The organism is Halococcus thailandensis JCM 13552 (genome assembly GCF_000336715.1).
Classification (GTDB): Archaea; Halobacteriota; Halobacteria; order Halobacteriales; family Halococcaceae; genus Halococcus; species Halococcus thailandensis.
Window position 1 is genome coordinate 59111 of sequence record NZ_AOMF01000159.1, and the last position, 26024, is coordinate 85134.

Sequence of the window (26024 nt, forward strand, 5' to 3'; positions counted from 1 at the left end):
AACCGATCCACCGGCCGACGGACCTAAACACGTGTGACGCCTATCTTGCATTCTACCATGAGTAGCGAACGACCCGTCATCGAGACGAATCGGGCGGCGATCGAACAGCGGGACGGGTGGTCCTGATGCCCTGGGGCGTTCACACTGAGTTCACCGAGGAAGAAGGCCCGGAAGTCGAGATCGACGAAGACCAAGAGGGGGTCGATCGGGGCGAGGAAGGCTCCGAACACACCGAGGCGTTCGATATCGACGACGCGATAGCGGAGCTGGACTGAACGACAGGCCGACCTGACGAAGTACTGGTCTACTCGAACTCGATGCGGCGAGCGACGACGACAGCGAGCATCGCGACGCCGACCACCGCCGCGATCACACCTACGGGAAGCGGCGTCTCGGTCCCGGTATCGAGGCTGCGTTCCTCGCCACCGCTCCAGTCGGCCTCGAACACTTTTCGGTAGTAATCACCGGCTGCCTCGCCATCGAGCACGAGGGCGATCTCGCGATTCTCGCGGGCAGAGTTGTTGTTCCAGTTCATGCTGCCGACCACGACCTCCTCGCCGTCGACGATCACGCCCTTGGCGTGGATCTTCTCGAAGCGCGATCCCGATTCGGCGACCTTCGCTTCGAGCGAGAGATTTCGAGTGGCGGCTCTCCCGTTCAGCCACTCGGCCAGGGCGCTGTTGTCCTCCTCGGAGTACCACGCGCCGCCGAGTAGGATTCGCACCCTGACGCCGCGTTCGGCCGCGCGGATCGCCGCCCGGAGGAACGGCTGTTGTCGACTGCCGATCGAGGCTTGGACGACGTCGATCGACTCGTCGGCGTCGTCGAGCCGCTCGACGAGCGCGCGTTCGGCGTTGTCGGGCGCGGCGAGCAACTGGGCGCTCTCGATGCTCACGTTCGCTGGTTCGAAGGTCGTCGGATAGCTCTCGTTGGCTACCTCGTCGTCCTCGAACGTACGATTCGCACGGAACGTGCTCCACGAGGCTGTGTCGCGCCAGTCCGCGTCCGCGCGGAACACCGCGGCGAGTCGGTCGGCGACGTCACCCTCGACGACCGCACCCCAGCCACGACTCGACTTCCCGCCGATCCCAGACGGTTTCCAGTTTTCGGTCATGACGAGCGCACGATCGTCGACGACGGCGTATTTGGGGTGGTGGAAGTCGTACCGTGCCCAGTCGCCGCCGATGACGTCGACCGGAATGCCCGCCCGCGTGAGCTCGTCGAGCAATTCGGCCTGTCGCTCGCTGATGCCGCCGACCGGTGCGTCGTCGACCACCATCCGTATCTCGACGCCGCGCTCGGCAGCCCGTTCGAGCGCACGCGCGGCGCGCTCGGAGGAAAACGAGTAGCCAGCGAGCAGGATACGCTCGTCTGCCGAATCGAGAACGTCGATCGGAACTTCGGGCGCGTCGGGCAGGACGAATGCCCGTGCCGTCGCAGCCTCGGATCGCACCGCCTGGAAATCAGTCGCGCCGCGATGCTCCCACGTCCAGCCATCGGCGGTCCGGTTCCATACCTCGGCGTCGGGTGCGTCCTCGTAGGCCGTTTCGTCGACGATGCTTCCGCCGTCGGCGAGGACGAGTTCCTCGCCGCCGTTGGCGAGACTCAACGAGTCGTTCGAGATCACCGTCGACGCCGAGACGTTCGTCGCGTTCGGGTCGTTCGTCACCGCAACGCGTCCCTCGACGGTCTCGTTCGGTAGTGTGATCGCCCCCTCGCCGTCGTCGATCGTCCAGCCCGAGAGGTTCGATCGGTCGGGAACGTCAACGACGACGTACTCGCCCGCATCGCCGTCGGCGAGCGGGTTCGGATAGACCGTCTCGATATGTGGACCGTCGGGCTCGTCGACGGATTCGTTGTCGGCCGCCAGCACCGCCCCACTCAGCGAGGCGACGAGAACCAGTGTGAGCACGACGGCACGAGCGGACACACGCCGCGATGGCCGCGTTCGGGTATATAAAGGTTCGTCTCGGTGGAACCCATCTCAGGCGGTCGTTTCGGCGGCGTCGCCGTTCCCGTCGGCCAGCGCGTGGTCGGCCTTCTCGGCCTCGCTCTGGACGAGGAACGAGCGGTCGTCGGCGTGTTCGCGGGCGGCGTCGAGCGCGTTCTCGGTGCCGATCTGGTTGAGTGCCCACGCCGCGCTCGCGCGCACGGCGTTCGAGTCGTCGTCGGAGAGCACGTCGGCGAGCGGGGCGATCGCGCGCGTGTCGCCGATGAGGCCGAGCGCGCGTGCCGCGTTCGAACGGACGGTCTCGTTGTCGGCCACGAGACGGTCGGCGACCGCCTGTGTCGACTCCGTCGAGCCGATCTCGCCGATGGCCTTGATCGTGACCTTCTGGAGCGCCGGGTCGCTCTCGCCCTCGATGTACTCGTGGAGGGTGTCGAGCGCGCGATCGTCGCCGATCTTCCCGAGCACCTCGATCGGCGGTTTGTTGCGCTTCTGCGCGCGCTCTTCCATCACGTCGTAGGCTTCGGGCGCGCCCATGCGTTTCAGCGACTCGATGCAGTGCTCTTCCATGAACTCCGAGCCGAACATATCGAGTCCGCGCAGGATGGGCTCGGGCTCGCCCTGTGCCTCGTAGATCTTGATCGCGTTCCACTCCGGCGGGAAGTCCTTCCGTGTCTCGGGCGTGAGCACGTCGTAGAACCCCTCGACGGTGAGTTTCTCCCGTACCGAGAGGTCGTCCCACTCCTCGGCGTCGTCGAGCCCCGTCGTGAGCTCGTCGGCCGCCTCGATCAGCTCGGCGACGGTTTCGGCATCGTCGTCGGGGTCGAGCTCCCGACTCTCGATCGTCTCGATCACGTCGTCGAGCGCCGCCGCGAGCCCGTCCGGCTCGTCGTTCGCTGCCGTGAACTCCTCGCCGAGCGTCTCGCCGGCGGCATCGAGGAAGGAGTGTACCGTGTCGGCGATCTCCTCTGCGCCCTGTTCGGTCCAGCGCGTCTCGGTGAGCGTCGATTTCGCGCCCTCGATCTCCTCGATCGCGTCCTCGGCGTACGGGCCGCGCTGCTCTTCGAGCGCGTCGCGTAGCTCAGTCACGCGGGATTCGAGCTCCTCGCGTGGGTCGTCGGCGTCCTCCTCGTCCTCGTCGGGTTCGGGGAGATCCGCCGCTTCGATCTCTGCTTCGACGTCGTCGAGATCGGTTTCGACGCTATCGAGGTCGGCTTCGGTCTCGGCCTCGTCGAGTTCGGTTTCGATCTCGTCGAGACGTTCGTCGAGTGCCTCGGGCGTCCGCGCCTCGAGTTCGCCTTCTTCGCCGGCCGGCTGCTCGCCGTCGTCCGCAGGCTCGTCCCCGTCGCTCATGCTGCGGCGTTCGCCCGAATCGCCTAAGTGCGTTTCCCTTCGCCGCCCGTCGGGTAGAATCGCGGCCCGAGCACGAGATACGCGAGCGCGCAGGCGAGGAGGACGCGCGGAAAGACCCGGAAGAGAACGCTCGGCGCAACGATCGCCCCCGCCTGCACGATGCCCATGACGAGCGCATCACGTACGCGGAGGTCGGGATAGCCGATCGGTGCGACCATCAGCCCGGCGAAGACCGCGGTCGCGCCGACGAGGACCACCGGCGTCGCGATCCCGGCGAGCAAGCCCGCCGCCAGCACCGTCGCCGCGAGCGTCGTCTGGACGCCCTCGGTCCACCCACGCTCGACGTCGTAGGCGGTGTAGAGCCCGAGTCTGACGACACCGCTGACGACGAACAGCGCCGCGATGGCGAGTGCCAGCCATCCTGCCTCCTCCGGCAGCATCGTTCCCCGTTCGAGGCGCACCGTCGAGACGACCAGCAGTGCGGGTGCGACACAGAAGGAGGCCACGTCGGCCAGCGAATCCAGGAACTCGCCGACGGGCGTGCTGCCGACGTGGGTCGCGAGCACGCCGTCGAGCCCGTCGGCGACCGCCGCCAGGAGGACGAATCGAGCGGCCAATGGGGGCGAGAACGGTGCGAGTGCGGCCGCGAGAAAGCCGAGAGCGGCGTTCGTCGCCGTGACGCCGTCGGCGAGGCTGAGGGCGGCGACGAACCGCGGCCGAGTAGCCATGTCAGCGCCATCGCCGACGGGCGGTTTAGGCGTTTCTGCTCGGGCTTCGGGTGGGCCGGTATCGCGGAGCCTATACCCCCGGCGCTCGAAGTCGAACCCATGAACCGCCGCGCGTTTCTCACCGCGACCGTGGGCGTTGCCGTCGGTCTCACTGGCTGTATCGGCTCCTCGCGCGAGCAGCCCGACTACGACATCGGGATGAGTTCGAGCGACTTCCTCCCCGAAGACGACTTCGAGCCACGCGTCGGCGAGCCGGTCGTCTGGCACAACACGGGTTCGCGGACTCACACCGTGACTGCCTACCAGTCACGCATCCCCGACGCGGCGACGTTCTTCGCCTCCGGCGGGTTCGACGGCGAGGGGGCCGCCCGCGAGGCGTGGAACGCGAACGGTGGCGGCGGTATCGCGAGCGGTGAAACGTACAAACACACCTTCGAGGTGGCCGGGACGTACAACTACTTCTGCATTCCACACGAGCCGACTGGAATGGTCGGAAAATTTACCGTCGTCGAGTAGTTCAGACCTCGACGTCGCTCTCGTCGACGTCGACGGCGGTCGCTTCCTCTTCGGCGACCTCGTCGGGATGGGCATCGAGCGCGAGCTTGCCGATCTCGACGCGGCGCAGCGGGTAGATCGTCCGTGCCTCGCCGTAGATGGCGCTCGACAGCCGCCCCTGCGTGACGCTGTCGGTGAGCTCCTCGAAGGTGCGCTCGCTCGCGGCCTCCTCGACGAGCTCGGTCATCTCCTTGCGGATCGCCTTCTCCTGGCTGTCGTCGGCCTTTTTCGTGGTGAAGGCCACCGGCTGAATGCGCACGCGATAGTCGTCGCTCGTGCGCACCGTGAGGTAGGCCTCGACCTTCGAAGCACCGCGGCGCACCAGACTGCCGAGGTAGTCGCGCGTGAGTTCGTGTTTCTCGAACTCGGTGTAGGCGGCGTCGCTGCCGACGTCGGTGATGCGGAAGGTGAGTTTGACGTTGTTCGCACCGGCGTCGTCGGTCAGCTCGCCGAGAGTTGTTTCGATGGTGCGATCGAGCACCGCGTTCGGTTCGTCGGCGGGGGTCTCACCGAGTTCGGCCCGGTCGAAAGATTCGGGCGCGAAGACGGTGTACCACCGCTTGGTCTGCTGCTGTCGTGATACTGAACGTTCGCTCATGCTGTGTCGTTGTCCGTTCTGTCGTCGTCCGCTTCGTCGTGTTCGTTCGCGATCCGTACGATTCGTTCGGCCACCGTGAGATTGACGACGTAGTCGTCGACCGTCGAGCGCAACCCACCGACCCGCTCGCGTTCGAGCGCCGTCTCGATGGTGTCACCCGCGACCGTGGTCTCCATCTCCGCCGTGTTGTCCGGTTCGAGCGCCGCTGCGACGATCCCCGCAGCTGCGGAATCCGTCCGCAGTCGTGCGCGCTTCACGCCGACGCCTCCCGGAACGCCGTGACGAACGCGTCGGCGTCCTCGAAGCGTGCGCGACCGCGCCGGGCGCTCCCGCCGCCGTCACCGTCCACGGTCGCTGCCGCCTCGTGCATCCGGTCGCCGACGTTCACGTCGTCGCTCGCTGCAGCCGCCGCGCGCGTCTCCGAAACGGCGAGCGCCACCGGTTCCGGCGAGCGGAAATCACACAGAAGGCGGGCGACCGTTGCGAGCGGCGCGTCGTCGATGCGGGCGACGAACAGGCCCCGATGGCGTTCGGTCGTCATCCCGTCGAGCGCCGCGTGCGCTCGCTTTCCGTGTGTGCGCCAGGCCGCGAGCGCGGCGTCCCACACGTCGTGACCGAGCGCCAGCGCGAGGCCGACGCCGGGTCGCTCGCGGGCGCACGCACGGAGCACGTCGGCGTAGCCGCCGACGGTCGCCGGGCGTCCACTGACGGCGCGGTCGCCGTCTTCGGTGATGGTGTACGGCCTGAGCGCACGCGCCACCGACTCGGCGGCTCGCGACATCGCGTCGTCCATCGATGCCACCGAGAGCGCGAGCAGCGAGGCGACCTCTCGGGGGTCGTCCCGTCCGTCGAGCGCCGCTGCGGCCGCCTCCTCGTCCCCCGAGAAGGGGGCACGGACGAGCGTCGTGTGCGCCAACCCGTCGGTGAGGTCGTCGACCGGCATCGCGACGCCTGGCCGCTGCTCGACGAGATCGCCTTCGCGGGCGTCCGCGAGGGCAGTGTTCTCATCGAACCCGGTCGGAAAGGCACCGGCGAGCGCGAGAAGCGGGTCGGGATCGTCTCCGAGATCGCGGGCGATCCCGACGGCCGTCTCGCTGGCCGACGGTTTCCCGGAGAGGGTGAGGTCGCCACCTTCGACGCCGATGTGGACGGTCGTCGCGTCGTCGGTCGCCGCCGTGGCTCGCCCGGTGACGCGCGCTTGGAACGGGACGTCCCGTTCGGCGAGCGCGCGACCGAGCAGTCCGGCCGCCGCGAGCGAGTCGGCATCGTCGCTCGCGAGCAGTCGGACGAACGCGGCCTCGCGAAGCGCGTCGGCGGCGCTGTCGGCCGCGGGCGATTCCTCGGGGCGACCGGCGATCGCCATCTACAGGAGTTCCCGTGCGTTCTGGTAGGTGTACTCGAAGTCCGCGTCGAGCTCGTCGCCGCGGTAGTAGTCGGCGAGCCGGCGGACCTTCGCCTCCGTGTTCTGGAGCGCGCGCTTGTTCTGGGCGTCGTTGGGGTTCGCGGCCATGTGCTCGCGCAGTCTGACGGCCCGTTCGAGCAGGTTCCGGAAGTCCTCGGGCAGCCCCGACGCCGCGTCGTGCTCGGCGAGGATCTCGGTGACCTTCTTGTCGGTCGCCAGCTGGACGTTCGGCACCGGCGTGCCCTGAACGCCCTCGTCGCGGAGCTTGAGACCGATCTCGCTCGGGCTGTGGCCCTGTTCGGCCAGCTCGACGACGCGGTTCTCGACCGCGTCGGCGTCGACATCGCTCCACTCCGGTGGATCGTCCGCCACGGGCTTGTCCGAATCGGACGAGCCGCGGCGTCGTGTATGCATTCGTGCCATTGTTGAGGATAGGAGTCGCACGAAACGCTACGGACACTACCGCAATCCCTGAGTCCACGTGGACGAGTCGGATTTGCGGCCGTGCTGTTCCCACTCCCAACACTTCCCGCACCGCAGTAAACCGTTTCGACTCGATGACGATGGGTTTATGGGATCGACGGCGATACGAGTGGGTGCGGGCTCGTAGATCAGTGGTAGATCATCCCCCTGGCACGGGGAAGGCCTCGGGTTCAAATCCCGACGAGTCCATCCCACCTTTTTGCACTTCGCTCGCGCGCCAGCGGCGCGCTTCACTCAGGCAAAAATCTGGACCAAAAAGCGCGTCGGACTCCCTTCGGTCGTCCTCGCGCCCGCTCGCTCACCATGTTCGCTCGCGGTGATGATCACTTCCTGTTGGACCCTTCTTTCTGTATTCCTTGGAATCCGTGGATGAATTGAATCCGTAGCGAAACGTGACTTGCATAGGACGGCCAAACGGTGAGGGGACGTCGCCTCAATGGAACAGGTATGGGCGCAATCACCGACCTCGCGGAGAGCATCAACGACGCACGGCGTTCGATCTGGGGTGACGCGAGCACCGTCGGCAAGCTCCTGATCCTCGTGGTGCTCATCGCGTCGGGTATCGGCATTCCAGTTATCATCATCGCGCTCGCCGCGCAGGCGATCGCCGAGTAAGCAGTCGGGTGCGTCCGGCGCGATCCACTATCGTGAATTCCTGATACTGATCCGACAAGGCTGCTTATATTGTTGTGTGTCATAGTAACATTGGCCATGGCACAACGCGAAATTCAGGAACAACTCACCGTCGATCAGTACACGCTCGGGTTGGTCGGGCCCGATCAGGAGTGGGCTGGCACCGTCGCCGACGGCGGCACCGTTCGCACTCACACGCCGCCAGCGTGCTGGGGACCGATGATCACACCCGATTTCCGAGGCGGCCACGAGGTGACGCGGCCGATCGCCGTCGAAAACGCCGAGGTGGGCGACGCGATCGCGCTCACGATCGAGGACGTCGAAGTGACGAGCGTCGCGACGAGCACCGGTAGCATGCGAGAGCGCGACGAGGCCTTCGGCGACGATCCGTTCGTCGACCACCGCTGTCCCGAATGCGGCACCGAGTGGCCAGACAGTATCGTCGAGGGCACGGGTGAGGAGGCCATCAAGTGCGCCGAGTGCGGTGCGAACGCCTCGTCCTTTGGCTTCGAGTTCGGCTACACCGTGGCCTTCGACGAGGACAGATCTGTGGGACTGACGATGGACGACGCGGCGGCCGAGGAGCTCGCCGAGAACGCCCGCGAGGCGATGGCCCTCCCGGACAACTCTCGCCAGCATCCCATCCTTCTCTACAAGCCCTCCGGAATGGCGGGCACACTCGGTCATCTTCGACCCTTCATCGGCAACGTCGGCACCACACCGCCGGTCGAACTGCCGGACTCGCACAACGCCGGCGACTTCGGACAGTTCCTCCTCGGGGCCGACCACGACTGGGGGCTCCCGGACGAGGAAGCGCTCGCGGAGCGCACTGACGGCCACATGGACGTCAACGCCGTCCGCGAGGGCGCAGTGCTCATTTGTCCTGTCAAGGTCGACGGCGGCGGGATCTACGTCGGCGACCTCCACGCCAATCAGGGTGACGGCGAGCTGTCGCTACATACCACCGACGTGAGCGGGCGCACCGAACTCGGCGTCGAGGTCATCAAAGGGCTCGACATCGACGGCCCGCTCTTGCTTCCGAACGAGGAGGATCTCCCATATATCGCAGCGCCCTACACCGAGATCGAGCGCGAGACCGGGCGCGCGCTCGCCGACGAGCACGACGTCGAGATGACCGAGGCAATGGGTCCGATCCAGGTCATCGGCAGCGGCGAGACGATCAACGCCGCGACCGAGAACGCCTTCGACCGCGCGGGCGACCTGCTCGACATGTCCGAGGGCGAGGTCCGCGGTCGATGCACCTTCACCGGCGGCGTCGAGATCGGTCGCCTGCCTGGCGTCGTCCAGCTCACGATGCTCGCGCCGATGGACCGCCTCGACGAGCGCGGTATGGGGGAATTTGTGAGGGAACAGTACAGCCTCTGATGACGGTTGTCCACGGCGACCGGCCGCCGTGGTAGACATTCTTGCTGTACAACTGAATCGCTATTCGTCGTCGACGACCTCGATACCCCGATTGTTCACCGCGTCTGCATCCAGGCCGACTTCCTCCAGGAACTGCTTGTACTCGCGTTCGCATTTCTCGGCAGCCTGCTGCTGGTCGGAGGCGTGATCGCAGAGCGCCAGCAGGTCCTCGGGCACGTCGTTCTCGTGGACGATCCAGTGGTTCACCAGATCGGAGAGCCGGCGGATCGGACTCGTGAAGTGGCCGTAGATATCGAAGTTGAGCGCGTGATGGCCCCCGAACGGGTCGTTCATGTAGCGCGCACGGGGCATCACCTTCATCACGGCGAACTGGATCTTGCCGAGCTGGCGCTCGGGCGCGTCCTCCAGGGTGGCGTTGACCGCGATTCGAGGGTCGTCGCCCCACGCCTCACCGGGGATCGACACCCCGTCGAGCTCCTGGATCTCCTGAAGCGCCTCGTCCCACTGTTCGGGCGAGGGCTGGGGATGAACTCGATACATCGCCTCCACGCCTCTGTTCCACATCAGCTCGTGCGTGACGGCTTTGTTCGCCTTCAGCATGCACTCCTCGATGATCGTGTGCGCGCGGTCGCGCCGCGGGTTCAACACCAGGGATCCGTCGGCCTTGCGCTGTTCGTGCATGCGATCGGCGAGTTCGAACACCAGACTGTTCTCCTCGTGGAGATCGCTGTCGGGATCGTCGAGGCGTTCTTCGGCCTGCGTGTAGGTCAGCCGTTCGTCGCTGCGGATCACCGATTTGTAGATGTCGATCGTCTCGTAGGAGAGCGTCTCGCGGTCGAGATGCATCTCGACGGTGTGGGCGAGTCGATCCTCGTCGGGCACGAGCGAGCAGACCGTCTCCGCCAACTCCGCAGGCAGCATGTGGATGGTGTAGTCGGGCAGATACACTGTGTTCGCGCGCCGGACCGCTTCGGCCCACATCTCGCTGTCGGGATCGACGTAATGCGTGACGTCGGCGATGTGCACCCAGAGCACGTACTCGTCGTCGCGTTGCTCGATGCTCAGCGCGTCGTCGAAATCGCGCGCGTCGACCGGGTCGGTCGTCCACGTCGTCAGCTCCCGGAGGTCCTCGCGCACGTCGAGTTCGGTCTCGATATCCCCGGCGATGTCGTCGGTGCGCTCGGCGGCTTCGTCGAGCACCGCGTCGGGGAACTCGTCGTGGATGCCGAACTTCTCCAGTAGCTCCTCGCGCTTGTTCTCGAGATGGCGGGCGAGTTCGTCGTCGATCTCGACGGGTCCCTGTGCCTCGACGGTCCCGGCGGCTGCGTTGTCGCTCATGGGGCGGCTACGCGCGGGCGTCAATTAGTCGTTCTGGCACTCGCCCGCGACCAGTCAACGTCGCGAATCGGGCAATCGATACCCTCAGAGATCGGGACCGTCGTTCTCGCCGGTATCGACGTCCGGGCCGGCCTGCTCGCGCCGGCGCTCCAGATCGCGGATCTGGCGGAGGTAGTAGAGCGCGCCGGCGAGCGCGACCACGACGAGCACGGCCGCCCCCGCGGCGAAGATGTAGAGATCGCGCGCGAGATAGTAGCGGACGATAACCGCGTTGCTCTGGACGTCCGGCCAGCTGATCTGCACCCGCCCGGTGTCGGTACGCGTCGTCCGGTAATCACCGGGCGAGACGCGCGCGAGCGGTTCGTAGGTGACGCGCATCCCCTGGGGGATCGTCACCTCGTAGGTGCCCGAGACGAACGTCTGCGTCGAGACCCGCTTACCCTGTGCCGATGCGGTGAATGCGAGCTTGCCGTTGCGCGCGGGCAGCGAGATCACCGTCCGTTTCTCCTGATTGGTCGCGTTCAGCGCCGGCGACGACGGACCGACGACTGTGCCGTTCGGATACTGGAACCTGAGCGCCGAGATCGCGAGCGGCCCCTCGCGGCCGAGTCCGTCGCGACTGTGGACGGGGAACTGCGTGCGGTTGTCGATCTTGTAGACGGCCTCGTACTCGCCGCCGGTGACGTTGATCGAGGCGTTCGCGTTACTGCTCCAGTCGTAGCTTTCGTTTTCCGCGAGCGCCTGCTCGTCGACGGAATCCGGACCGAGCACCGACGAACAGCCTGCAAGGACGAGAAAGGCGACCAGCAGAACGCCGGCGAGCGCTCGCTTGCGGTTCATGGCACGACACAGAGCAGTTCGGCCGGCAGATAGCCACCGATGCTCGACAGCAGGCCGGGCGGGTCGGTACCCTCGCCGCAGACGATGCTCTGTTCCAGCAGGCCGAGGCGCTCGACGGTGACGATGTCGCTCGCGTGGCCCGCACGGTTGACGGTCGCCCGGACCTCCCCGCGCGTCGCGCTGTTGGCGTTCACTCGCCCCGCACCGCGTGACCACTCGTAGAGCCGGTCGCGCTCGGCGTCGGCCAGTCGATGTGGCTCGCCGTAGACGAACTGCATGGGAACGTGCTGGACGAGCCCGAACCGCGTACGGATCTGTTCGGGTGTGCCCGGCCCGAGGCCGAGTTCGGCGCTCGGAACGCGGATGTCTTCGCCGGCGTCGAGGACGAATCCGGATTCGTCCCACGATTCGAGCGTTCCGGTGTAGGTGTCACCGCTCTCGAAATCCGGCGTGATCGTTCCCCATCGCTCGTCGAGGACGTTTCTGGCGACGGTCTCGTCCTCGCCCTCGACGGTGACGCTCGGGAAGTCGTCGTGACGGACGCCGACGTCGTACTCGACGGCGAGCTCGCCGATGGCGTTGTCGACCAGCGATCGGAGTCCGTCGAGCGCGCGCTCGCGGGCGTCACCCTCGACGTAACATTTGGTTGCGAGAACGACCATCAGGCCACGTTGAGTTCGGCACGGAGTTCGTCGATCCGGTCGTCCATCGCCGTGACGAGGTGGTCGTTGTCGAGCGCGTCGAGCTCGGAGCCGCACTGGGGACACTCGAAGCCGAACTCCATCGCCTCCTCGAACTCGAAGCGGATGGAATCGACCTCACAGAGGAAGAACTCGTGGTTGCGCTCGTACTCGCGGCGCTCTTCGAGCGCGTCGAGCAGTCGGTGCATCTCGTCGCGGAGGTTCTCGGGGATCGAGCCGTATTCGAGCGTCCAGAGATAGGTGAGCCAGCCCGAGTCCTCGTCGCGCAGCCGGCGGTAGTCGGCCAGATCGTTCTCGTAGAGGATGAACAGCGCCCGCCGGACGTCGTTGAGTTCGAGATCGAGCTCCTCGGCGAGCTCTTCGTCCGTCACTTCGCCATCGGGCGGCGCTGCGGCGACGGGCATCCCACGCGGGCCGACGAGCTCGTGGAGATAGGTTTGGACGACGGGGTCTTCGAGAAGCTCCTCAAACGCCATTTACCGTATGGGGGTTCGCCAGCGCCGTAAACCCATCGTTCACCGCTCGTCGGTCCCCTCGACGCGCTTGCCACGCTCCTTGGGAACCACGTGCCGGTCGGCATCGACCCACTCGCGATCGAGCTCGCGGCCCTCGTAGAGCCGATCCAGAAAGACCGCGAGCGAGGCGACCTCCGAGTGGGGCTGGTTGGTGACGGCGACGTTGTGATCGGCCGCCTCGTAGACGTCGAAGGGCACCTTCTCGGCACCGACGACGACCAGCAGCGGCCCATTCTGGTGCGCGCTGCGGATCTCCGCTTCGACCTCCTGGACCGGGAGTCCGTACATCGTGAGGTGGACGACCCGCCCGTCGAACTCCTCCATGAGGGGGCGGTAGGACTCGCTCACCTCGACCTCGAACGGACCGCCGAAGCGGTCGGTGATGTCGGTGACGGTCTCCTTCGGTCCCTCGGCTTTCCCTGCGAACACCACCCGGTCGGCACCGAGCGCACGGGCGGTCAGGCCCACGTGCGTGCTCATGCGCTCGTCGCGGCCGGGTCGGTGGCCGAGCCTGAGAACGGTGAGTTCGGGATCACCCCGCATCAGGCCGACTCGATGGCCGAGCTGATCGCCTCGACCGTCGGATCCACGGTTTCCTCGCCGACGAACACCGTCGGTGTGCCCTGGACGCCGCAATCCTTCCCGGTCTGCTTGTTCGCCGAGACGGTCGATTCGTGGGTCTGGTTCTCGGCGGCCTTCCGGATGGCGCTCCCGTCGAGATCCATCTCCTCGGCCAGCGAGGCGTAGGTCTCCGGTCCGAGCGACGACTGGTTCTCGTAGAGCGCCGTCGCGTATTTGAAGAACTGCTTCGCACCGGTGCGTTTCTGCACCGCGCGGGCGGCGCTCGCCGCGCGCCAGGAGCTATCGTCGACGACCGGGAAGTCGTAGTGTTCGTACCGGATCTTCCCCGGCTCGATGTATTGCGAGGCGATCGTCGGCAACACGTCGAGGACGTATGTCTGACAGTGCGGACAGGCGAAGTCCTCGAAGACGGTCACGGTCGTGCTCGCTTCGGGATCGCCCTGCACCGGCGTCGGCAGCGTGTCGCCATCGCTGCCGGAGCCGTTGGAACCGCTCGACGCCCCGCCGAGACAGCCGGCCAGCGTGCTCGCGGTCAGCCCACCGATGCCGAGCAGTGCTCGCCGACGGTTCAGGCGTGGCGAACCCGACGATTCCGTCGGCTCTCGCTTCTCGTTCATTGGCCGTATTCGCTGCGGAGCGGGCATAAACCCCGCGACCGATGATCGCCGGCGCCGGAGTCGGCAACGATCGGAAGACACATAGTTCGAGCCTCGGCATCCGAGACATGCAACTCTCCGGCAAGCGCGTGCTCGTTACTGGCGGGGCGGGACTCGTCGGCTCGCATCTCGCCGCGCGGCTCCGTGCCGACAACGACGTCGTGGTCGCCGACGATCTCTCGAAAGGGTCGCGCGAGCGCGTCCCCGACGGCGTAACGTTCGTCGAAGCCGATATGACGGATCCCGACGACGTTGCGTCGGTTCTCACCGAGGATCTCGACTGCGTGTTCCACTTCGCGGCCTACACCGACACCAACTACGCGAACCCACGAAAACTGTTCGAGGAGAACGGCGCGATGACCTACAACGTGCTCGAACGCGCCCACGAGGTCGGTGTCACGAACGTGGCGTTCACCTCCTCGTCGACCGTCTATGGCGAGGCCCCGATGCCGACGCCCGAGGACTACGCGCCGCTCGAACCCATCTCCATCTACGGCGCGAGCAAGCTCGCCGACGAGGGGATCCTCTCGACGTACGCCCACTCCCACGAGTTCACCGTCTGGCTCTTCCGCTTCGCGAACATCGTCGGCCCGCATCAGCGTGGCAACGTCGTCCCTGACTTCATCGAGAAGCTCGCCGACGATCCCGAAGAGCTCGAAATCCTCGGTGACGGTCGCCAGGAGAAGTCCTATCTCCACGTCGACGACTGTATCGAAGCGATCACCCACGTCGTCGAACACGGGGACCAGTCGATGAACACCTACAATCTCGGGACGCGAACGACGACCTCCGTCACGCGCATCGCGGACATCGTCGCCGACGAGATGGGGCTCGATCCGGAATACAGCTACACGGGCGGCGATCGCGGCTGGACCGGCGACGTGCCACGGATGCGCCTCTCGATCGAGAAGCTCTCGGCGCTCGGCTGGTCGCCCGAACTGTCGAGCGACGCCGCGGTCCGTCGTGCGACGCGCGAACTCATCACGGAACTGACCTGAGTTACACCGCAATCTCGGTTTCCGCCTCACAGTCCTGGTTGTCGGCTTCGAGCGTCGCCACTGCGGTATGAGTGCCTCCCTCCGGCTGCTGCCACTCGCCCTCGTAGCTCACCGATTCGCCGGGGTCGATCGATTCGGACTGGAGCGCCTGGGTGAACATCCGACCGTGCGACCAGCGCCAGCGCTCCTCGTCGCCGTCGAGAACGGCGAAATCGGCGCTACACGAGTCCCGAAAGGAGAGAGTCACGGGATCGTCGCCGTCGTTCGCGACGGTGAAGGTGAACGAGACGCGATCGGATTCGACGGTCGCGTCGAGAGTGCCGGTGAGTGCCATACCGAACATCGAGCAGCGACGGAAAAAAGCGTGCGGGCCGAGGGCGGTGGGGTTTTGTCCCGTGCCTGCCGACGATCGGTGTGCAGATCGTGGGGTATCGCAGCGACGCGCCCGCTCTCCTGATCAGCGAGGCGGGAGCCGTGCGCCGGCAGTCGCTCGCACCGGGAACCGAACTCGCCTACACACTCGCCGAGCGCCACTGTGCCGGGACGATCGACGGCGAGTGCCACGTCGCCTGCGAGCGCGAACGCGCGCCATACTGCGAACTCCACACCACGCCCTGGGCGGTGGCGAACAACCGCGATTCCGAGGCCGAACACGCGATCTACCTCGCCGCCTTTGCGCCCGCCGTTTTCAAAGTAGGCGTCACCCGGTTGGAACGCCTCGAAACCCGCCTGCGCGAGCAGGGTGCCGACCGCGCCGCCCACATCTCGACTGTGCCGAACGGCCGGATCGCCCGCGAGCGCGAGACGGCGATCGGGCTCGAACACGACATCACCGAGCGCGTGCGCGTGGCGACGAAGCTCCGGGGATTCGGTGAAAGCGTCGACGAAAGCTCCTGGAACGATCTACTCACGGAGTTCGACGTTCGCGAAACGTTTGCTTTCGACTATGAACTCGGTCTGGATGGACGACCGCTCGCCGAGACGATGCTGAGCGGCGTCGTCCGGGGGAGTAAGGGACGAGTGCTGGTGCTCGATCACCGGGACACGACCTATGCGGTCGATCTGCGCGATCTCGTTGGCTATGAACTCAGCGAGGGAGCGACCGACCGAGAGCTGCAGGCAAGTCTCGACGGGTTCGCCTGAAACCGGTACCGAACGCTTTTCCGGCGGGCCGGCGAACCGGGGCGCATGGCAGACGACGAACCCGAACACACCGACGACGAGGCGACCGAGCAGTCGGGCGAGGACGAGGAACAGTCCTTCCGCGAGCGCGTCGAGGAGATCCGCGAGCAGCGCGACGAGGAGGGAGAGAGCGACGAGATGAGCCGCGAGGAGCGCATGGAGGAGATGATGGGCGGCGGTGGCGGTCCCGGCGGCATGGGTGGCGGTGGCGGCAACCCGTTCGCTCAGATGATGGGCGGCATGATGGGTGGCGGCCCCGGCGGCGGTATGGGCGGCCCGGGCGGCATGGGTGGCGGTCCGGGTGCGGGCCCCGGCGGTCCGGCCGAAGAGGGCAGCAACGAGGAGATGGTCCGCGAGGTCCGCCAGCTCCGCGACGAGGTCCACGACATCCGCCGAACACTCGAACGCATCGCCGACGCGCTCGAAGACTGAGGCGACCATCGTTCCGTCACGACCGACTCGATGACTCACGGATGAACCGACCCGACGGATGATCGACCCGCGAGCCGTCGTCGCCGGGAGCGGGGTCGCCCTGGCGGCGGCCGTCGTGGGGGCCACGGTGCCCGTTCCGGAACTCCTGTGGCCGCTCGCGATCGGTCTCGTTCTCGCCGTCGGTCTCGGCTGTGGTTTCGTCGCCGGCCGTCGATCGACGGGTCGGTGGCGATCACGGGCGTGCACGGGTGCGCTGGCGGGATTTCTCGGCGGCACGATGCTGGCGATCGCTCTCTGGGCGAGCATGAGCAACGTGCTTCCGCGGGCGGAGTACAGTCCGTTCTGGCTGCTGAACGCGCTCGTCGCGGCCAATCCGATCGGTATCGAGCGTGCGCCCTGGCTCTACACCGGCACCACGCTGTTCTGGCCGCTGCTCGCAGTGTTCGCCTGTCTGTTCGCCATCGAGGGCTACGTCGCCGGTGGTGCGACGAGTGGGAGAGGAGCGGGATCGAAACGTGTCGAGTGATCGGGTAGCTACTCCGCGAACTCGCCGCCGAGTTCGATGCCCTCGTCGTCGAGGCAGTCCCCGACGAGCTTCGCGGGGTTGCCGACGACGGTGCAGTTGGGCGGCACCGATTCGAGCACGACGGAGCCAGCACCGACGCTCGCACCCTCGCCGACGGTGATCGGGCCGAGCAGGGTGGCGTTCGCCCCGATCGTCGACCCGTCCTCGAGTGTCGGGTGGCGCTTCTCGTCGTCGAGCGTGTCGCCGCCGAGCGTCACGCCCTGGTAGAGCATCACGTCGTCACCGATGTCGGTCGTCTCGCCGACGACGACGCCCGCCCCGTGATCGATGAAACATCGTCGACCGATCTCGGCTCCCGGATGGATCTCGACGCCGGTGAGTAGTCGGGTGAGATGCGAGAGCAGCCTGGCGATCAGTCCGAATCCGCGCTCCCAGCAGGCGTGCGTGAATCGGTGCGCCCAGAGGGCGTGCATGCCCGGATAGGCGAGCACGACTTCGAGCGCGCTCTTGGCCGCCGGGTCCTTCACCAGCGCCGTCTCGACGTCCTCGCGAACCCGCTCGATGATCGATGGCATAGATACTCACACTCGGGGTCGGATGTGCATAAGCGGCGCGACTGGGGTCGATCGCTGGGCGGAACAGTAAAGCGACGCGGGCTGGATGAACGATTATGGACTTCAGTCTCTCGGCCGAGCAGCGCCAGATCGAGGAGATGGTCTCCGAGTTCGTCGACGAGGAGATCGAACCCCGTGCCGCCGAGATCGACGAGACGGACGAGTTCCCCCACGATCTCGTGAGCGAGATGGGCGAGCTCGGACTGATGGGCATGCCGTTCGCCGAGGAGTACGGCGGTGCGGGGCTCGACTACCACTCCTACGCCATCGGCCTCTCGGAGATCTCGCGGGGATCGGGCGGGCTCGGCACCGTCGTCGCCGCTCACATCAGCCTCGCGGGCAACATGCTCGCCGAGTTCGGGACCGAAGCACAGAAAGAGGAGTATCTGACCCCGCTCGCCGAGGGCGACGATATCGGCGCGTTCGCGCTCTCGGAGGCCGGTGCGGGCAGCGACGTGCCGGCGATGGAGACGACGGCCGAGAAGGACGGCAACGAGTACGTCGTCGACGGCGGGAAGCTCTGGATCTCCAACGGCTCGGTCGCCGACACGATCACCCTGTTCGCGAAGACCGATCCCGACGCCGGCAACAAGGGGATCTCCTCGTTCATCGTCCGGCCCGACGAGGACGATGGGTTCCACGTTGAGGGCACCGAGGAGAAACTCGGCGACAAGGGCTGTCCCACGGCGGAACTGCGCTTTTCGGATATGCGCATTCCCGAGGAGCGACGCCTCGGCGAGGAGGGACGCGGGTTCGTCCACGCGCTCAAGACGCTCAACGGCGGGCGGATCACCATCGCCGCCCGCGGTGTCGGCATCGCACAGGCCGCACTCGACGAGGCGCTGGCGTACGCCCAGGACCGCGAGCAGTTCGAGCAGCCGATCAGCGAGTTTCAGACGATCCAGCACAAACTCGCCGACATGGACACCAAGCTCCAGGCCGCCCGCATGCTGATGCATCGCGCGGCGGACCTGAAGATCCGCGGCGAGGAGTTCCGGAAGGAGTCCGCACAGGCGAAGCTGTACGCCAGCGAGATCAGCCGAAAGGTGGCCAACGAGGGCATCCAGATCCACGGTGGCTACGGCTACACGAAGGACTTCCCCGCCGAGCGATTCTACCGGGACGCGAAGCTCAACGAGATCTACGAGGGGACGAGCGAGATCCTGCGCAACACGATCGCCGACAACCTGCTCGACTGAGCCACACGACTCAGACGACGCTTCTAGCAGCCAGTACGGTGCCGACGCCGACGCCGAGCGACAGCAATAGACTGCCCGTTTTGTGGGCGACGGCGACGGTCGCGCCAGCGGCGACCCACTCGGGAACGCCACCGTCGGCGAGCGCGGGTGCGACGAACGCGACGACGACTGCGCCCGGCAGCACGTCCAGACCGGCCTCGGCGCGCTCCGAGAGGTCGATACGGCCGATCAGCCAGAGCCCGCCGGCCTTCGTGGCGTAGGTGACGGCCGCCATGCCGACGATGAGGGCGACGACCGTGGGATCGAGCGCCAGCGCGTTACTCATGGCTCACCATTCTGACGACCGCGCCCGCGAGCGCACCGACGATGACGTACCACTCGCCGGGGAGGAGGGCGTTCGCGACGAGCGCGACGCCCGCGGCCGCGAGCCACGGTCGGATCGACTCGCGGCCCTCCCAGAGCCCGACCGCAAGTGTGAGGAACAGGGCGGTGAGAACGTAATCCAGTCCATACTGCTCGGGCGTGGCCAGGAAGTCGCCGGCGGTCACGCCGAGGACGGTCGCGACGATCCACAGCAGCCAGAGCACGAGGCCGCTGCCGAGCAGGAACGCGCCGCGCTTGCTTCCAGAGCGGAGCTTGCCGATGGTGAGCGCCCAGTTCTCGTCGGCGGTGAAGAAGATACTCCCATACGCCGCCCGCGGCGAGAGCTGGCGAAACCAGGGGCGCAGCGCCGCGCCCATCAGGAGATAGCGGAGATTGACGATGCCGACGGTGGCGACGACGGTCGCCATCGGTACCGAGTCGGCCCAGAGTTCGACCCCGATCAGCTGTGCGGCCCCCGCGAGTACGGTCGCGCTCATCAGCGCTGCCTCGGCGACGCTCAACCCCGCCTGATCGGCGATGACGCCGAAGACGACGCCGTAGCCCGCGACGCCGACCGCGACCGGAAAGCCGGTAATGAACCCCTCACGGACGCCCGCGAGCGTGAACGTCACGCGCCCCTCGTCCGGTTCGGTATCCGTCGATTCCACCGGACGTTCGGTCGCCGACTCCGCTTCAGCCACTGCTCTCACTCCGGCTTGCGCACATCATCGACACCGACGGCACTGGCGTTCATAATGGTTCTGTCGTCGGAACGAACTGCGGGTGACGTGCGGTTCGGAAACCGATGGTTTCCGATCGGTGCTACTCGCTCGTCGTTACATCGTCAGCAGGTAGATGACCCACGTGAGGACGCCGACGCCACCGACGCCGGCGATCAGACCGCCCTGGAGGCGATCCTTGTGCTGGTAGACGACCCAGCCACAGTAGACGGCCACGAGGCCGACGACCGGCACGATCAGCCACGAGATGAGCGCGGCGATGATGCCGCCCCACAGGTAGCGACGCATGTTTCTGTCCTCCCCGGAACCGCCGTCCGACAGCGTGCTGCCGTCGGCCATTGCCGCCCCGGAATCGGAACTGCCCATACTATAACTGAACGGTCAGTCAATTATAGGTCTTTTGGATGAGGACGTGTCGATCCGCACGACAACGGCGCGTCGAATGGCTCGCTCGGCGTGCAAACGCGACACACGACCCGGCGCGTTTTTGCGGCGGCCCACACAATGCGGATCGATGACCGACGAGACCGCCGCGGCGAACGACGTCACTGCCCGCTACACCGAGACCGACACCGAGCGCGTGCTCGCCTTCGAGTCCGAGGGGCAAACGGCGGCCATCGCACAGAATCGGGAGGGCTACGCGATGCTCAAGGTACGACCGACGGCCGACGGCGACGAACTCGAACGGTACTACGGCTTCGACATGGCGCTCGACCACGCCGCCGAGCTGTTGGGGACGTCGCCACACGACCTTCCCGTGCCCGAGTCGGCCGGCGATATGGGGATGTGATACTGTCGGTCGGCAGTACGTGAGGGCGGATCGTGGAACTCCACCGCAGCGGGCGACGTTTGCGCCTCGTGAACTTCCGATTAGTTCCGTCCGACAGTGCGATTAGAGCAGCGTGAAAAGCAGGTACGGAACCAGAAAGAGGACGACGGTCATCGCGATCAGGATCACGCCGTAGCCGACGACCGTGCTCGCGATCGTCAGCCACGCCGGATGGTCGTATTTCGAGAGCGCGCTCATGGTCAAGTCTGTTCGCGCGGGGACTTAAACCCTGCTCAGGCGGTGATGTCGCCGATGCGTTTCGGTTCGCCCGAGAGATTGGGGTCCGGGGCGACGATCTTCAGCACTTCGTGGTCGGTGACGTCGGGATAGGTCTTGCCGGTGGCTTCCTCGACGAGCGCGCGTTCGAGGCGGAACTCCGTGCCCTCGTAGACGACGTCGACGCCCTGCTCGTCGAAGGATAGTGCAGTCATACCGCGATTAGATCCGTCACGGATAAAAGCCGCTCGCGTTCGCGGCGGGAGGCGGGATTTATTAGCGATGCCCCCGGATCGACGGTGTGTCGTTTCGCTCGGACCCGCTTTCCGAACTCGTCGTGCCAGACGGGACGACGGTCGAAGAACACGCCATCGTGACCGACGTCGACGTGATCGTCGGCACCCAGAGCACGGTCTCGTTGGGCGTGCGCGGCCGGAACGTCGTCGCCGGCGAGCAGGTCACCTTCGAGGGCGACATCGAGGCTAGCTCGGACTGCCGGCTCGACATGTGGTGTGCGGTCTCGGGCAACGTCCTCGTCGGCGAGAACGCCTACATCGGCGAGCGCGTCGAGATCGACGGCCAGCTCGTCGTCGCCGGCGATCTCGACATCGGCGACGACGTCGAAATTTCGGAGGGGTTCGACGCCAACGGCTGGATCGTCATCCGCAACCCGGTGCCGACGCTCGTCTTCCTGTTCACCTATCTCACCCATCTCCTCAGACTCGGCGAGGAGGAGATGGCCGACGACGTGCTCTCGGAGGTGTTCGAGGGTCACGACGAACAGCCGGTCGTGGTTCCGAAGAACGCCACCGTCGGCGACGACGCCTGGCGCGTCTCGACGCCCGCCCGTGTCGGCGACGACTGCCGGCTCCACGGCAACCTCCGCGCCGAATCGATCACCGTCGGCGAGGACAGCGAACTGTTCGGCAGCCTCCGTGCACGCGAGTCGATCACCGTCGAGCGGGGGACGACCGTGCACGGCGACGTGACGACCCGCGGCGGATCGGTCGAGATCGCTGCGGGAGCCCACGTCCGCGGAGATATCGCCTGCGAGCAGCTCCGCATCCACGAGGGAGCGGTCGTCGAGGGGGCGATGCGCACCCGCGGCGAGATGACCATCGTTCAGGGGCGCGACGACCTCGCTGCCCCCGCTCCGGCCGACGGCGACGAAAGTGACGAGTCGGACGACGAACGGGCGGAATCGACCGACGAACCGGCGGAACTCGACGAATCGAAAGGCAGTTTCACATCGGCCGAGTAATCGAGTCATGCTCTCGCTCGCGCTTGCCGGCAAGCCAAACGCCGGCAAGTCGACGTTTTTCGCCGCGGCGACGATGGCCGACGTCGACGTCGCGGGCTACCCGTTCACGACGATCGACCCGAATCGCGGGGTCTCGCACGTCCGCACCGACTGTCCCTGTCTCGCGCGCGACGAGCGCTGTGGTGACGAACACTGCCACGACGGCACCCGCTACGTCCCGATCGAACTGCTCGACGTCGCCGGGCTGGTGCCGGGCGCACACGAAGGACGAGGCCTGGGCAACCAGTTCCTCGACGAACTCACGAGCGCCGACGTCATCCTCAACGTCGTCGATTCTTCCGGCGGGACGAACGCCGAGGGCGAACCCGTCGAGATCGGTGCCCACGATCCCGCCGAGGACGTCGACTTCGTCACCGAGGAGATCGAGCGCTGGCTCGCGGGCATCATCGCGCGCAACTGGGAATCCGTCGAGCGCCAGTCCCGATCCCCCGGATTCGACATCGACGAATCGCTCGCGGAGATGCTCACCGGCGTCGGCGCGAGCGAGGCGGCGATCGCCGCGACGCTGCGCGAACTCGACTATCCGGCCGATCCGCGCGAGTGGACCGACGACCACCGGCGCGAACTGGCTCGCGACATCCGCGCGCGCACGAAACCGCTCGTCGTCGTGGCGAACAAGGCCGATATCGCACCCGAAGGCAATATCGAACAGCTTCAAGAACTCGCCGAGACGATCCCGGCGAGCGCCGAGGGTGAACTCGCGCTCCGCCGTGGCGTCGAGGGTGGGGCCATCGACTACGATCCCGGCGACGCCGACTTCTCGGTCGCCGGCGACCTCACGGACGCCCAGCGCACGCAGCTCGACGAGTTGCGCGACCTCATGGCGACCCACGGCGGCACCGGCGTCCAGCGCGCGCTCGATACGGCCGTCTACGACCTGCTCGACAATATTACTGTGTATCCCGTCCAGAACGAGACGAAGTGGACCGACGGCCAGGGCAACGTCCTACCGGACGCGTTCCTGTTGCCGAGCGGCTCGACGCCGCTCGATCTGGCCTACGCCGTCCACTCGGACATCGGCGACGGCTATCTCCACGCCGTCGACGCGCGCTCGGATCGGCGGATCGGCGACGACCACGAACTCTCGGAGGGGGACGTGGTGAAGATCGTGAGCACCGCCAACTGATGGAGTTTCGCGGTTTTATCGAGGAGCTACAGCCGAATCGACTGTTTCTCAGCGGGCGCAATCCCCACGGATGAGAGACGATGCCGGCGACCGACTCACGACAGCGGACGGACGAGCACGGCGAGAAAGAGCAGCGCCAGAAACAGGTACGAGCCGCGCATGAGTAGTTCGGTCGCGCGCTGCGGTTCGAACCGGCGGGTAGCGAGCGCGACGACGGCGAAGGCGATGGCGGCGAGGGCGGTGCTCGGCGGGAACAGCCCGAGAATCGCGCCGGCGAGCACGCCAACGAGCGCGAGCGCGATGAGGGCGTGGGCGCTCCGGCGGGCGCGCTCGCGACCGAGCACCACCGCGACGGTGCGCTTGCTGATCGAACGGTCGTAGTCGTAGTCCTTCGCGTCGTCGATGACCTTGATCCCCGAGAGGAGCACGAGGAAGACCGCCGCAAAGGCGAGCAGCGGGGCCGAAATCATCGTTGTCTGGACGTAGTAGCCGCCGACGATCGCGAGTGCGATGCCGAGCGGGTAGCCGAGCGTCGCGCCGATCGGGCTGGTATCGAGCTGGGGTGCGTGCAGGTAGGCGATGAACCACGTCGGCAGGGTCACGATCGCCGCACCCGTCCCGACCGCGAGCCAGAGCCAGCCGGTACAGAGCGCAAAGCCCGTCGTCGAGAGCGCGAGCCCGAGGCGACAGCCAGCCATCGTCAGCGGGTGATCGTCGTCCTCGCTACGGAGGTAGAAATCGACGTAGCCGTCCTTGACGTGAGCGGTGTAGACTGCGAAGAACATCGCCAGCATGTGGACGAACGCCATCTGCGGCAGGAGCGACGGCGCGAGCACCGCGCCGAACCAGGACGCGGCGAGCGGTGGCAACATGAACACCGGATGGACCTGCGAGGCGAGCGCGGCGAACTCGCCACCGATCCCGTCGCCGTGGCGCGCAATAGCCATGCCCACAGTAGAACTGTCAGTTACATAGTTGTATGGGCAGTCGTCGATCCGTCACATCGGGCGATGTTGGTGGCTCTTCTCTGACGAAGGGAGAAGAAATGAGCGGGAGAGAAACGGCTACGATCGCAGGAATCGTCAGTCGTTCGTCACGGAATCCGGCCGTTCCTCGCTATCGGAGCCGACGATGGCGCTCTCGCGGAGGTCGGCCTCGATCTCTTCGAGCGAGCGCCCCATCGTCTCGGGGACGCGCGCGTAGATGAATACGAACGCGATGAGGCAGAACCCGCCGAGCAGCCAGAACGAGAGTCCCTCGCCGAGCCGGTCGATCAGCGGGAGGAAGGTCAGCGCAACGAGGAAGTTCGCGCCCCAGTTGAACACGCTGGCGACGCCCTCGGCGGTCCCACGGATGCGAAGCGGGTAGATCTCCGAGATGAGCAGCCAGAACACCGGGCCGAGACTGATCGCGTAGAAGGCGACGTAGCCGATCATGCTCGCGAGCGTCACGTAGCCGACGACGCCCGACAGCCCCGGGAGGACGAAGCCGAGACCCAAGATCCCGAGCATCACGGTCATCCCGGCGGTGCCGACGAGCAACAGCGGCCGCCGACCGACGCGATCGACCAGGAGGATGGCGACGACCGTCAGCAGGACGTTGACGACGCCGACGCCGACCGTCCCGACGATCGAGGCGATATCGTTGAACCCGATGTTGTTGAGGATCGTCGGTGCGTAGTAGATGACGGTGTTGATGCCGCTGACCTGCTGGATGATCGCGAGACCGACGCCGATGACGAGCGCCGGGCGAACCCACGGTTCGAGCAGATCCGAGAGGCCACCCTTCTCCTCGATCTCGCTGACCTCGCGGACGTTCTCGATCTCGTCGTCGATGTCGTCCGTATCGCGGATGCGCGAGAGCACACTTTTCGCCTCCTCGATCCGGTCGTGCTCGATGAGCCAGCGCGGGCTCTCGGGCAGGAAGTAGGTTCCGATCGCCAGCACCGTGGCGGGGACCGCGCCGAACCAGAGCATCCAGCGCCAGCCGGTGATGCCGAGGAACTCGGGGGCGAAGGCGTAGTTGACGACGTACGCCAGCAGGATGCCGATCGTGATCATCAGCTGCTGGAGGAAGCCGAGCGCGCCGCGGATGTCGGAGGGTGCGGTCTCCGAGATCAACAGCGGGCCGACGATCGACGCGACGCCGACGGCGGTACCCTCGACGACCCGCCAGAAGACGAGCCACTCGATCGTCGGCGACAGCGCCATCCCGAACGAGCCGACGAAGAAGACGGCCGCACCCGCGAGCGTCAGCCGACGACGGCCGAACCGATCGGCCAGCTTTCCGCCGGTTGCCGCGCCGATCATCGCTCCCACGAGCACGCTGCTGGTGACGACTCCCTCCAGAAACGGTGACAGCGTGAACGTCTGATCGATATAGAGCAGTGCGCCGGAGATGACGCCGATATCGAAGCCGAACAGCAGCCCGTTCAGCGCGGCGATGGCGGCGATGACGTAGACGAAGGTGCTGTGTTCGCGCTCGGCGTTGAGCAGCCTGTCGGCGACGTTCATCGACAACCACCGGCCATAGGGCGGACTCGATCTCGACGATTCCGCTGTGGATGGTCTCGATTACACAAAGCACCTCTCGGTCGGTCTGTTCGACGAACCATTACACAGACATTAACACGAACTCGAGTAATATATTATGATATAGTATTCAGTATCGACCACAACATATCACGATAAAGACACCCGTCTGTCGGAGCATCGGCGGTATCAACAAATACGACATGGGCAAGATGGCTGTAAATCTTAT

Annotated in this window: 34 protein-coding genes and 1 tRNA gene; 13 read left to right on the top strand and 22 right to left on the bottom strand. The window is 66.3% G+C overall.

Going from position 1 to position 26024, the window contains the following annotated elements; all coding sequences use genetic code 11:
* The first annotated feature begins 125 nt into the window (after window positions 1–125).
* The gene (locus C451_RS22640) at window positions 126–275 is read left to right on the top strand and encodes a hypothetical protein (protein ID WP_161605862.1); all 150 of its coding nucleotides are present in this window, start codon (window positions 126–128) and stop codon (window positions 273–275) included.
* Window positions 276–304: 29 nt separating this feature from the next.
* Here the strand turns inward: C451_RS22640 and C451_RS12190 are convergent, their stop codons facing one another.
* From C451_RS12190 to C451_RS12200, 3 genes are read right to left on the bottom strand one after another with little or no spacing between them, the layout of a single operon-like run.
* The gene (locus tag C451_RS12190) at window positions 305–1930 is read right to left on the bottom strand and encodes a phospholipase D-like domain-containing protein (RefSeq protein ID WP_007740956.1); all 1626 of its coding nucleotides are present in this window, start codon (window positions 1928–1930) and stop codon (window positions 305–307) included.
* Window positions 1931–1984: 54 nt separating this feature from the next.
* Window positions 1985–3301 carry a HEAT repeat domain-containing protein gene (locus tag C451_RS12195; RefSeq protein ID WP_007740957.1) on the bottom strand — a complete coding sequence of 439 codons (1317 nt, stop codon included), beginning with the start codon at window positions 3299–3301 and terminating at the stop codon, window positions 1985–1987.
* A 23-nt stretch (window positions 3302–3324) separates the two neighbouring features.
* Entirely contained in the window at window positions 3325–4029 is a 705-nt protein-coding gene (locus tag C451_RS12200; protein WP_007740958.1) for a protein sorting system archaetidylserine synthase, read from the bottom strand.
* Between the two features lie 99 nt (window positions 4030–4128).
* Here C451_RS12200 and C451_RS12205 point away from each other — a divergent pair, with 99 nt between their 5' ends.
* Window positions 4129–4545, top strand: coding sequence for a cupredoxin domain-containing protein (locus tag C451_RS12205; protein ID WP_007740964.1), 417 nt, complete (start codon window positions 4129–4131; stop codon window positions 4543–4545).
* Window position 4546: 1 nt separating this feature from the next.
* On the opposite strand, the gene C451_RS12210 is transcribed toward C451_RS12205, so the two are convergent.
* Genes C451_RS12210 through C451_RS12225 form a run of 4 tightly spaced genes read right to left on the bottom strand, consistent with a single transcriptional unit; the run spans window position 4547 to window position 7007 of the window.
* Window positions 4547–5182, bottom strand: coding sequence for a 30S ribosomal protein S3ae (locus tag C451_RS12210; RefSeq protein ID WP_007740965.1), 636 nt, complete (start codon window positions 5180–5182; stop codon window positions 4547–4549).
* On the bottom strand, window positions 5179–5439 hold the full coding sequence (locus C451_RS12215; RefSeq protein ID WP_007740966.1) for a KEOPS complex subunit Pcc1: 261 nt from the start codon (window positions 5437–5439) through the stop codon (window positions 5179–5181). The genes C451_RS12210 and C451_RS12215 overlap by 4 nt, the downstream gene beginning before the upstream one ends.
* On the bottom strand, window positions 5436–6545 hold the full coding sequence (locus tag C451_RS12220) for a hypothetical protein (protein ID WP_007740967.1): 1110 nt from the start codon (window positions 6543–6545) through the stop codon (window positions 5436–5438). Before C451_RS12220 ends, C451_RS12215 begins: the two co-directional genes overlap by 4 nt.
* The gene (locus C451_RS12225; protein ID WP_007740968.1) at window positions 6546–7007 is read right to left on the bottom strand and encodes a 30S ribosomal protein S15; all 462 of its coding nucleotides are present in this window, start codon (window positions 7005–7007) and stop codon (window positions 6546–6548) included.
* A gap of 177 nt (window positions 7008–7184) precedes the next feature.
* On the opposite strand from C451_RS12225, the gene C451_RS12230 reads away from it, so the two are divergent.
* From C451_RS12230 to C451_RS12235, 3 genes are all read left to right on the top strand, one after another.
* A tRNA-Ala gene (locus C451_RS12230) sits at window positions 7185–7256 on the top strand.
* A gap of 258 nt (window positions 7257–7514) precedes the next feature.
* Entirely contained in the window at window positions 7515–7682 is a 168-nt protein-coding gene (locus C451_RS22930; RefSeq protein ID WP_007740969.1) for a hypothetical protein, read from the top strand.
* A 96-nt stretch (window positions 7683–7778) separates the two neighbouring features.
* Window positions 7779–9086, top strand: coding sequence for an acetamidase/formamidase family protein (locus tag C451_RS12235; protein ID WP_007740970.1), 1308 nt, complete (start codon window positions 7779–7781; stop codon window positions 9084–9086).
* A 60-nt stretch (window positions 9087–9146) separates the two neighbouring features.
* Here C451_RS12235 and C451_RS12240 read toward each other — a convergent pair whose 3' ends face one another.
* The 6 genes from C451_RS12240 to C451_RS12265 all read right to left on the bottom strand — a co-directional run bounded on the left by C451_RS12240 (window position 9147) and on the right by C451_RS12265 (window position 13679).
* Complete coding sequence (locus C451_RS12240; protein ID WP_007740971.1) at window positions 9147–10424, bottom strand: RNB domain-containing ribonuclease; 1278 nt, start codon at window positions 10422–10424, stop codon at window positions 9147–9149.
* An 84-nt stretch (window positions 10425–10508) separates the two neighbouring features.
* A complete protein-coding gene (locus tag C451_RS12245) occupies window positions 10509–11264 on the bottom strand; it encodes a DUF5803 family protein (RefSeq protein ID WP_007740972.1) in 756 nt (251 codons plus the stop codon).
* Complete coding sequence (locus C451_RS12250; RefSeq protein ID WP_007740974.1) at window positions 11261–11926, bottom strand: DUF2110 family protein; 666 nt, start codon at window positions 11924–11926, stop codon at window positions 11261–11263. Before C451_RS12250 ends, C451_RS12245 begins: the two co-directional genes overlap by 4 nt.
* A complete protein-coding gene (locus tag C451_RS12255) occupies window positions 11926–12441 on the bottom strand; it encodes a transcription factor TFIIE subunit alpha (protein ID WP_007740978.1) in 516 nt (171 codons plus the stop codon). Before C451_RS12255 ends, C451_RS12250 begins: the two co-directional genes overlap by 1 nt.
* A gap of 39 nt (window positions 12442–12480) precedes the next feature.
* Window positions 12481–13023 carry a tRNA (cytidine(56)-2'-O)-methyltransferase gene (locus tag C451_RS12260; RefSeq protein WP_007740979.1) on the bottom strand — a complete coding sequence of 181 codons (543 nt, stop codon included), beginning with the start codon at window positions 13021–13023 and terminating at the stop codon, window positions 12481–12483.
* Window positions 13023–13679, bottom strand: coding sequence for a DsbA family protein (locus tag C451_RS12265; protein WP_007740982.1), 657 nt, complete (start codon window positions 13677–13679; stop codon window positions 13023–13025). Before C451_RS12265 ends, C451_RS12260 begins: the two co-directional genes overlap by 1 nt.
* A gap of 107 nt (window positions 13680–13786) precedes the next feature.
* Between C451_RS12265 and C451_RS12270 the strand changes: the two genes are divergently transcribed.
* Window positions 13787–14716, top strand: a complete 930-nt coding sequence (locus C451_RS12270) for an NAD-dependent epimerase/dehydratase family protein (RefSeq protein WP_007740983.1) — start codon at window positions 13787–13789, stop codon at window positions 14714–14716.
* Window position 14717: 1 nt separating this feature from the next.
* Here C451_RS12270 and C451_RS12275 read toward each other — a convergent pair whose 3' ends face one another.
* The gene (locus C451_RS12275; protein WP_007740986.1) at window positions 14718–15050 is read right to left on the bottom strand and encodes a BsuPI-related putative proteinase inhibitor; all 333 of its coding nucleotides are present in this window, start codon (window positions 15048–15050) and stop codon (window positions 14718–14720) included.
* A gap of 80 nt (window positions 15051–15130) precedes the next feature.
* Between C451_RS12275 and C451_RS12280 the strand changes: the two genes are divergently transcribed.
* Genes C451_RS12280 through C451_RS12290 form a run of 3 tightly spaced genes read left to right on the top strand, consistent with a single transcriptional unit; the run spans window position 15131 to window position 16856 of the window.
* Entirely contained in the window at window positions 15131–15859 is a 729-nt protein-coding gene (locus C451_RS12280) for a DUF2797 domain-containing protein (RefSeq protein ID WP_007740988.1), read from the top strand.
* A gap of 45 nt (window positions 15860–15904) precedes the next feature.
* Window positions 15905–16330, top strand: coding sequence for a hypothetical protein (locus C451_RS12285; protein WP_007740990.1), 426 nt, complete (start codon window positions 15905–15907; stop codon window positions 16328–16330).
* A gap of 58 nt (window positions 16331–16388) precedes the next feature.
* The gene (locus C451_RS12290) at window positions 16389–16856 is read left to right on the top strand and encodes a hypothetical protein (protein WP_007740994.1); all 468 of its coding nucleotides are present in this window, start codon (window positions 16389–16391) and stop codon (window positions 16854–16856) included.
* An 8-nt stretch (window positions 16857–16864) separates the two neighbouring features.
* Here C451_RS12290 and cysE read toward each other — a convergent pair whose 3' ends face one another.
* Complete coding sequence (cysE, locus tag C451_RS12295; RefSeq protein WP_007740995.1) at window positions 16865–17431, bottom strand: serine O-acetyltransferase; 567 nt, start codon at window positions 17429–17431, stop codon at window positions 16865–16867.
* Window positions 17432–17526: 95 nt separating this feature from the next.
* Here cysE and C451_RS12300 point away from each other — a divergent pair, with 95 nt between their 5' ends.
* Window positions 17527–18669 carry an acyl-CoA dehydrogenase gene (locus tag C451_RS12300; protein WP_007740996.1) on the top strand — a complete coding sequence of 381 codons (1143 nt, stop codon included), beginning with the start codon at window positions 17527–17529 and terminating at the stop codon, window positions 18667–18669.
* 10 nt (window positions 18670–18679) lie between these two features.
* Here the strand turns inward: C451_RS12300 and C451_RS12305 are convergent, their stop codons facing one another.
* The 3 genes from C451_RS12305 to C451_RS12315 all read right to left on the bottom strand — a co-directional run bounded on the left by C451_RS12305 (window position 18680) and on the right by C451_RS12315 (window position 20138).
* Entirely contained in the window at window positions 18680–18994 is a 315-nt protein-coding gene (locus C451_RS12305) for an AzlD family protein (RefSeq protein ID WP_007740997.1), read from the bottom strand.
* Window positions 18987–19733: an AzlC family ABC transporter permease gene (locus tag C451_RS12310; RefSeq protein WP_049913099.1), complete on the bottom strand. Its 747-nt coding sequence runs from the start codon at window positions 19731–19733 to the stop codon at window positions 18987–18989. The genes C451_RS12305 and C451_RS12310 overlap by 8 nt, the downstream gene beginning before the upstream one ends.
* A gap of 135 nt (window positions 19734–19868) precedes the next feature.
* Complete coding sequence (locus C451_RS12315) at window positions 19869–20138, bottom strand: hypothetical protein (protein WP_241431234.1); 270 nt, start codon at window positions 20136–20138, stop codon at window positions 19869–19871.
* A gap of 148 nt (window positions 20139–20286) precedes the next feature.
* Here C451_RS12315 and C451_RS12320 point away from each other — a divergent pair, with 148 nt between their 5' ends.
* Window positions 20287–20562, top strand: coding sequence for a DUF7111 family protein (locus C451_RS12320; protein ID WP_007741006.1), 276 nt, complete (start codon window positions 20287–20289; stop codon window positions 20560–20562).
* Between the two features lie 102 nt (window positions 20563–20664).
* Here C451_RS12320 and C451_RS24090 read toward each other — a convergent pair whose 3' ends face one another.
* Window positions 20665–20799, bottom strand: a complete 135-nt coding sequence (locus C451_RS24090; protein ID WP_004052127.1) for a hypothetical protein — start codon at window positions 20797–20799, stop codon at window positions 20665–20667.
* 35 nt (window positions 20800–20834) lie between these two features.
* A complete protein-coding gene (locus C451_RS12325; RefSeq protein ID WP_004052126.1) occupies window positions 20835–21032 on the bottom strand; it encodes a DUF5800 family protein in 198 nt (65 codons plus the stop codon).
* A gap of 86 nt (window positions 21033–21118) precedes the next feature.
* On the opposite strand from C451_RS12325, the gene C451_RS12330 reads away from it, so the two are divergent.
* Window positions 21119–22078 (top strand): polymer-forming cytoskeletal protein, encoded by a 960-nt coding sequence (locus C451_RS12330; protein ID WP_007741009.1) that lies wholly within the window; start codon window positions 21119–21121, stop codon window positions 22076–22078.
* A gap of 7 nt (window positions 22079–22085) precedes the next feature.
* Complete coding sequence (locus C451_RS12335; protein WP_007741010.1) at window positions 22086–23264, top strand: redox-regulated ATPase YchF; 1179 nt, start codon at window positions 22086–22088, stop codon at window positions 23262–23264.
* Between the two features lie 95 nt (window positions 23265–23359).
* Here C451_RS12335 and C451_RS12340 read toward each other — a convergent pair whose 3' ends face one another.
* Window positions 23360–24211, bottom strand: coding sequence for a UbiA family prenyltransferase (locus C451_RS12340; protein ID WP_007741011.1), 852 nt, complete (start codon window positions 24209–24211; stop codon window positions 23360–23362).
* A 135-nt stretch (window positions 24212–24346) separates the two neighbouring features.
* The gene (locus tag C451_RS12345) at window positions 24347–25777 is read right to left on the bottom strand and encodes a sugar porter family MFS transporter (RefSeq protein WP_007741012.1); all 1431 of its coding nucleotides are present in this window, start codon (window positions 25775–25777) and stop codon (window positions 24347–24349) included.
* Between the last annotated feature and the right edge of the window lie 247 nt (window positions 25778–26024).

Bases quoted from the DNA above. Each gene is read 5' to 3' on its own strand.
- C451_RS22640 (WP_161605862.1), top strand. From the start codon at position 126: ATGCCCTGGGGCGTTCACACTGAGTTCACCGAGGAAGAAGGCCCGGAA.
- C451_RS12195 (WP_007740957.1), bottom strand. From the start codon at position 3,301: ATGAGCGACGGGGACGAGCCTGCGGACGACGGCGAGCAGCCGGCCGGC.
- C451_RS12200 (WP_007740958.1), bottom strand. From the start codon at position 4,029: ATGGCTACTCGGCCGCGGTTCGTCGCCGCCCTCAGCCTCGCCGACGGC.
- C451_RS12205 (WP_007740964.1), top strand. From the start codon at position 4,129: ATGAACCGCCGCGCGTTTCTCACCGCGACCGTGGGCGTTGCCGTCGGT.
- C451_RS12210 (WP_007740965.1), bottom strand. From the start codon at position 5,182: ATGAGCGAACGTTCAGTATCACGACAGCAGCAGACCAAGCGGTGGTAC.
- C451_RS12220 (WP_007740967.1), bottom strand. From the start codon at position 6,545: ATGGCGATCGCCGGTCGCCCCGAGGAATCGCCCGCGGCCGACAGCGCC.
- C451_RS12225 (WP_007740968.1), bottom strand. From the start codon at position 7,007: ATGGCACGAATGCATACACGACGCCGCGGCTCGTCCGATTCGGACAAG.
- C451_RS22930 (WP_007740969.1), top strand. From the start codon at position 7,515: ATGGGCGCAATCACCGACCTCGCGGAGAGCATCAACGACGCACGGCGT.
- C451_RS12235 (WP_007740970.1), top strand. From the start codon at position 7,779: ATGGCACAACGCGAAATTCAGGAACAACTCACCGTCGATCAGTACACG.
- C451_RS12240 (WP_007740971.1), bottom strand. From the start codon at position 10,424: ATGAGCGACAACGCAGCCGCCGGGACCGTCGAGGCACAGGGACCCGTC.
- C451_RS12245 (WP_007740972.1), bottom strand. From the start codon at position 11,264: ATGAACCGCAAGCGAGCGCTCGCCGGCGTTCTGCTGGTCGCCTTTCTC.
- C451_RS12250 (WP_007740974.1), bottom strand. From the start codon at position 11,926: ATGGTCGTTCTCGCAACCAAATGTTACGTCGAGGGTGACGCCCGCGAG.
- C451_RS12255 (WP_007740978.1), bottom strand. From the start codon at position 12,441: ATGGCGTTTGAGGAGCTTCTCGAAGACCCCGTCGTCCAAACCTATCTC.
- C451_RS12260 (WP_007740979.1), bottom strand. From the start codon at position 13,023: ATGCGGGGTGATCCCGAACTCACCGTTCTCAGGCTCGGCCACCGACCC.
- C451_RS12265 (WP_007740982.1), bottom strand. From the start codon at position 13,679: ATGAACGAGAAGCGAGAGCCGACGGAATCGTCGGGTTCGCCACGCCTG.
- C451_RS12270 (WP_007740983.1), top strand. From the start codon at position 13,787: ATGCAACTCTCCGGCAAGCGCGTGCTCGTTACTGGCGGGGCGGGACTC.
- C451_RS12275 (WP_007740986.1), bottom strand. From the start codon at position 15,050: ATGGCACTCACCGGCACTCTCGACGCGACCGTCGAATCCGATCGCGTC.
- C451_RS12285 (WP_007740990.1), top strand. From the start codon at position 15,905: ATGGCAGACGACGAACCCGAACACACCGACGACGAGGCGACCGAGCAG.
- C451_RS12290 (WP_007740994.1), top strand. From the start codon at position 16,389: ATGATCGACCCGCGAGCCGTCGTCGCCGGGAGCGGGGTCGCCCTGGCG.
- cysE (WP_007740995.1), bottom strand. From the start codon at position 17,431: ATGCCATCGATCATCGAGCGGGTTCGCGAGGACGTCGAGACGGCGCTG.
- C451_RS12300 (WP_007740996.1), top strand. From the start codon at position 17,527: ATGGACTTCAGTCTCTCGGCCGAGCAGCGCCAGATCGAGGAGATGGTC.
- C451_RS12305 (WP_007740997.1), bottom strand. From the start codon at position 18,994: ATGAGTAACGCGCTGGCGCTCGATCCCACGGTCGTCGCCCTCATCGTC.
- C451_RS12315 (WP_241431234.1), bottom strand. From the start codon at position 20,138: ATGGGCAGTTCCGATTCCGGGGCGGCAATGGCCGACGGCAGCACGCTG.
- C451_RS12320 (WP_007741006.1), top strand. From the start codon at position 20,287: ATGACCGACGAGACCGCCGCGGCGAACGACGTCACTGCCCGCTACACC.
- C451_RS24090 (WP_004052127.1), bottom strand. From the start codon at position 20,799: ATGAGCGCGCTCTCGAAATACGACCATCCGGCGTGGCTGACGATCGCG.
- C451_RS12325 (WP_004052126.1), bottom strand. From the start codon at position 21,032: ATGACTGCACTATCCTTCGACGAGCAGGGCGTCGACGTCGTCTACGAG.
- C451_RS12335 (WP_007741010.1), top strand. From the start codon at position 22,086: ATGCTCTCGCTCGCGCTTGCCGGCAAGCCAAACGCCGGCAAGTCGACG.
- C451_RS12340 (WP_007741011.1), bottom strand. From the start codon at position 24,211: ATGGCTATTGCGCGCCACGGCGACGGGATCGGTGGCGAGTTCGCCGCG.
- C451_RS12345 (WP_007741012.1), bottom strand. From the start codon at position 25,777: ATGAACGTCGCCGACAGGCTGCTCAACGCCGAGCGCGAACACAGCACC.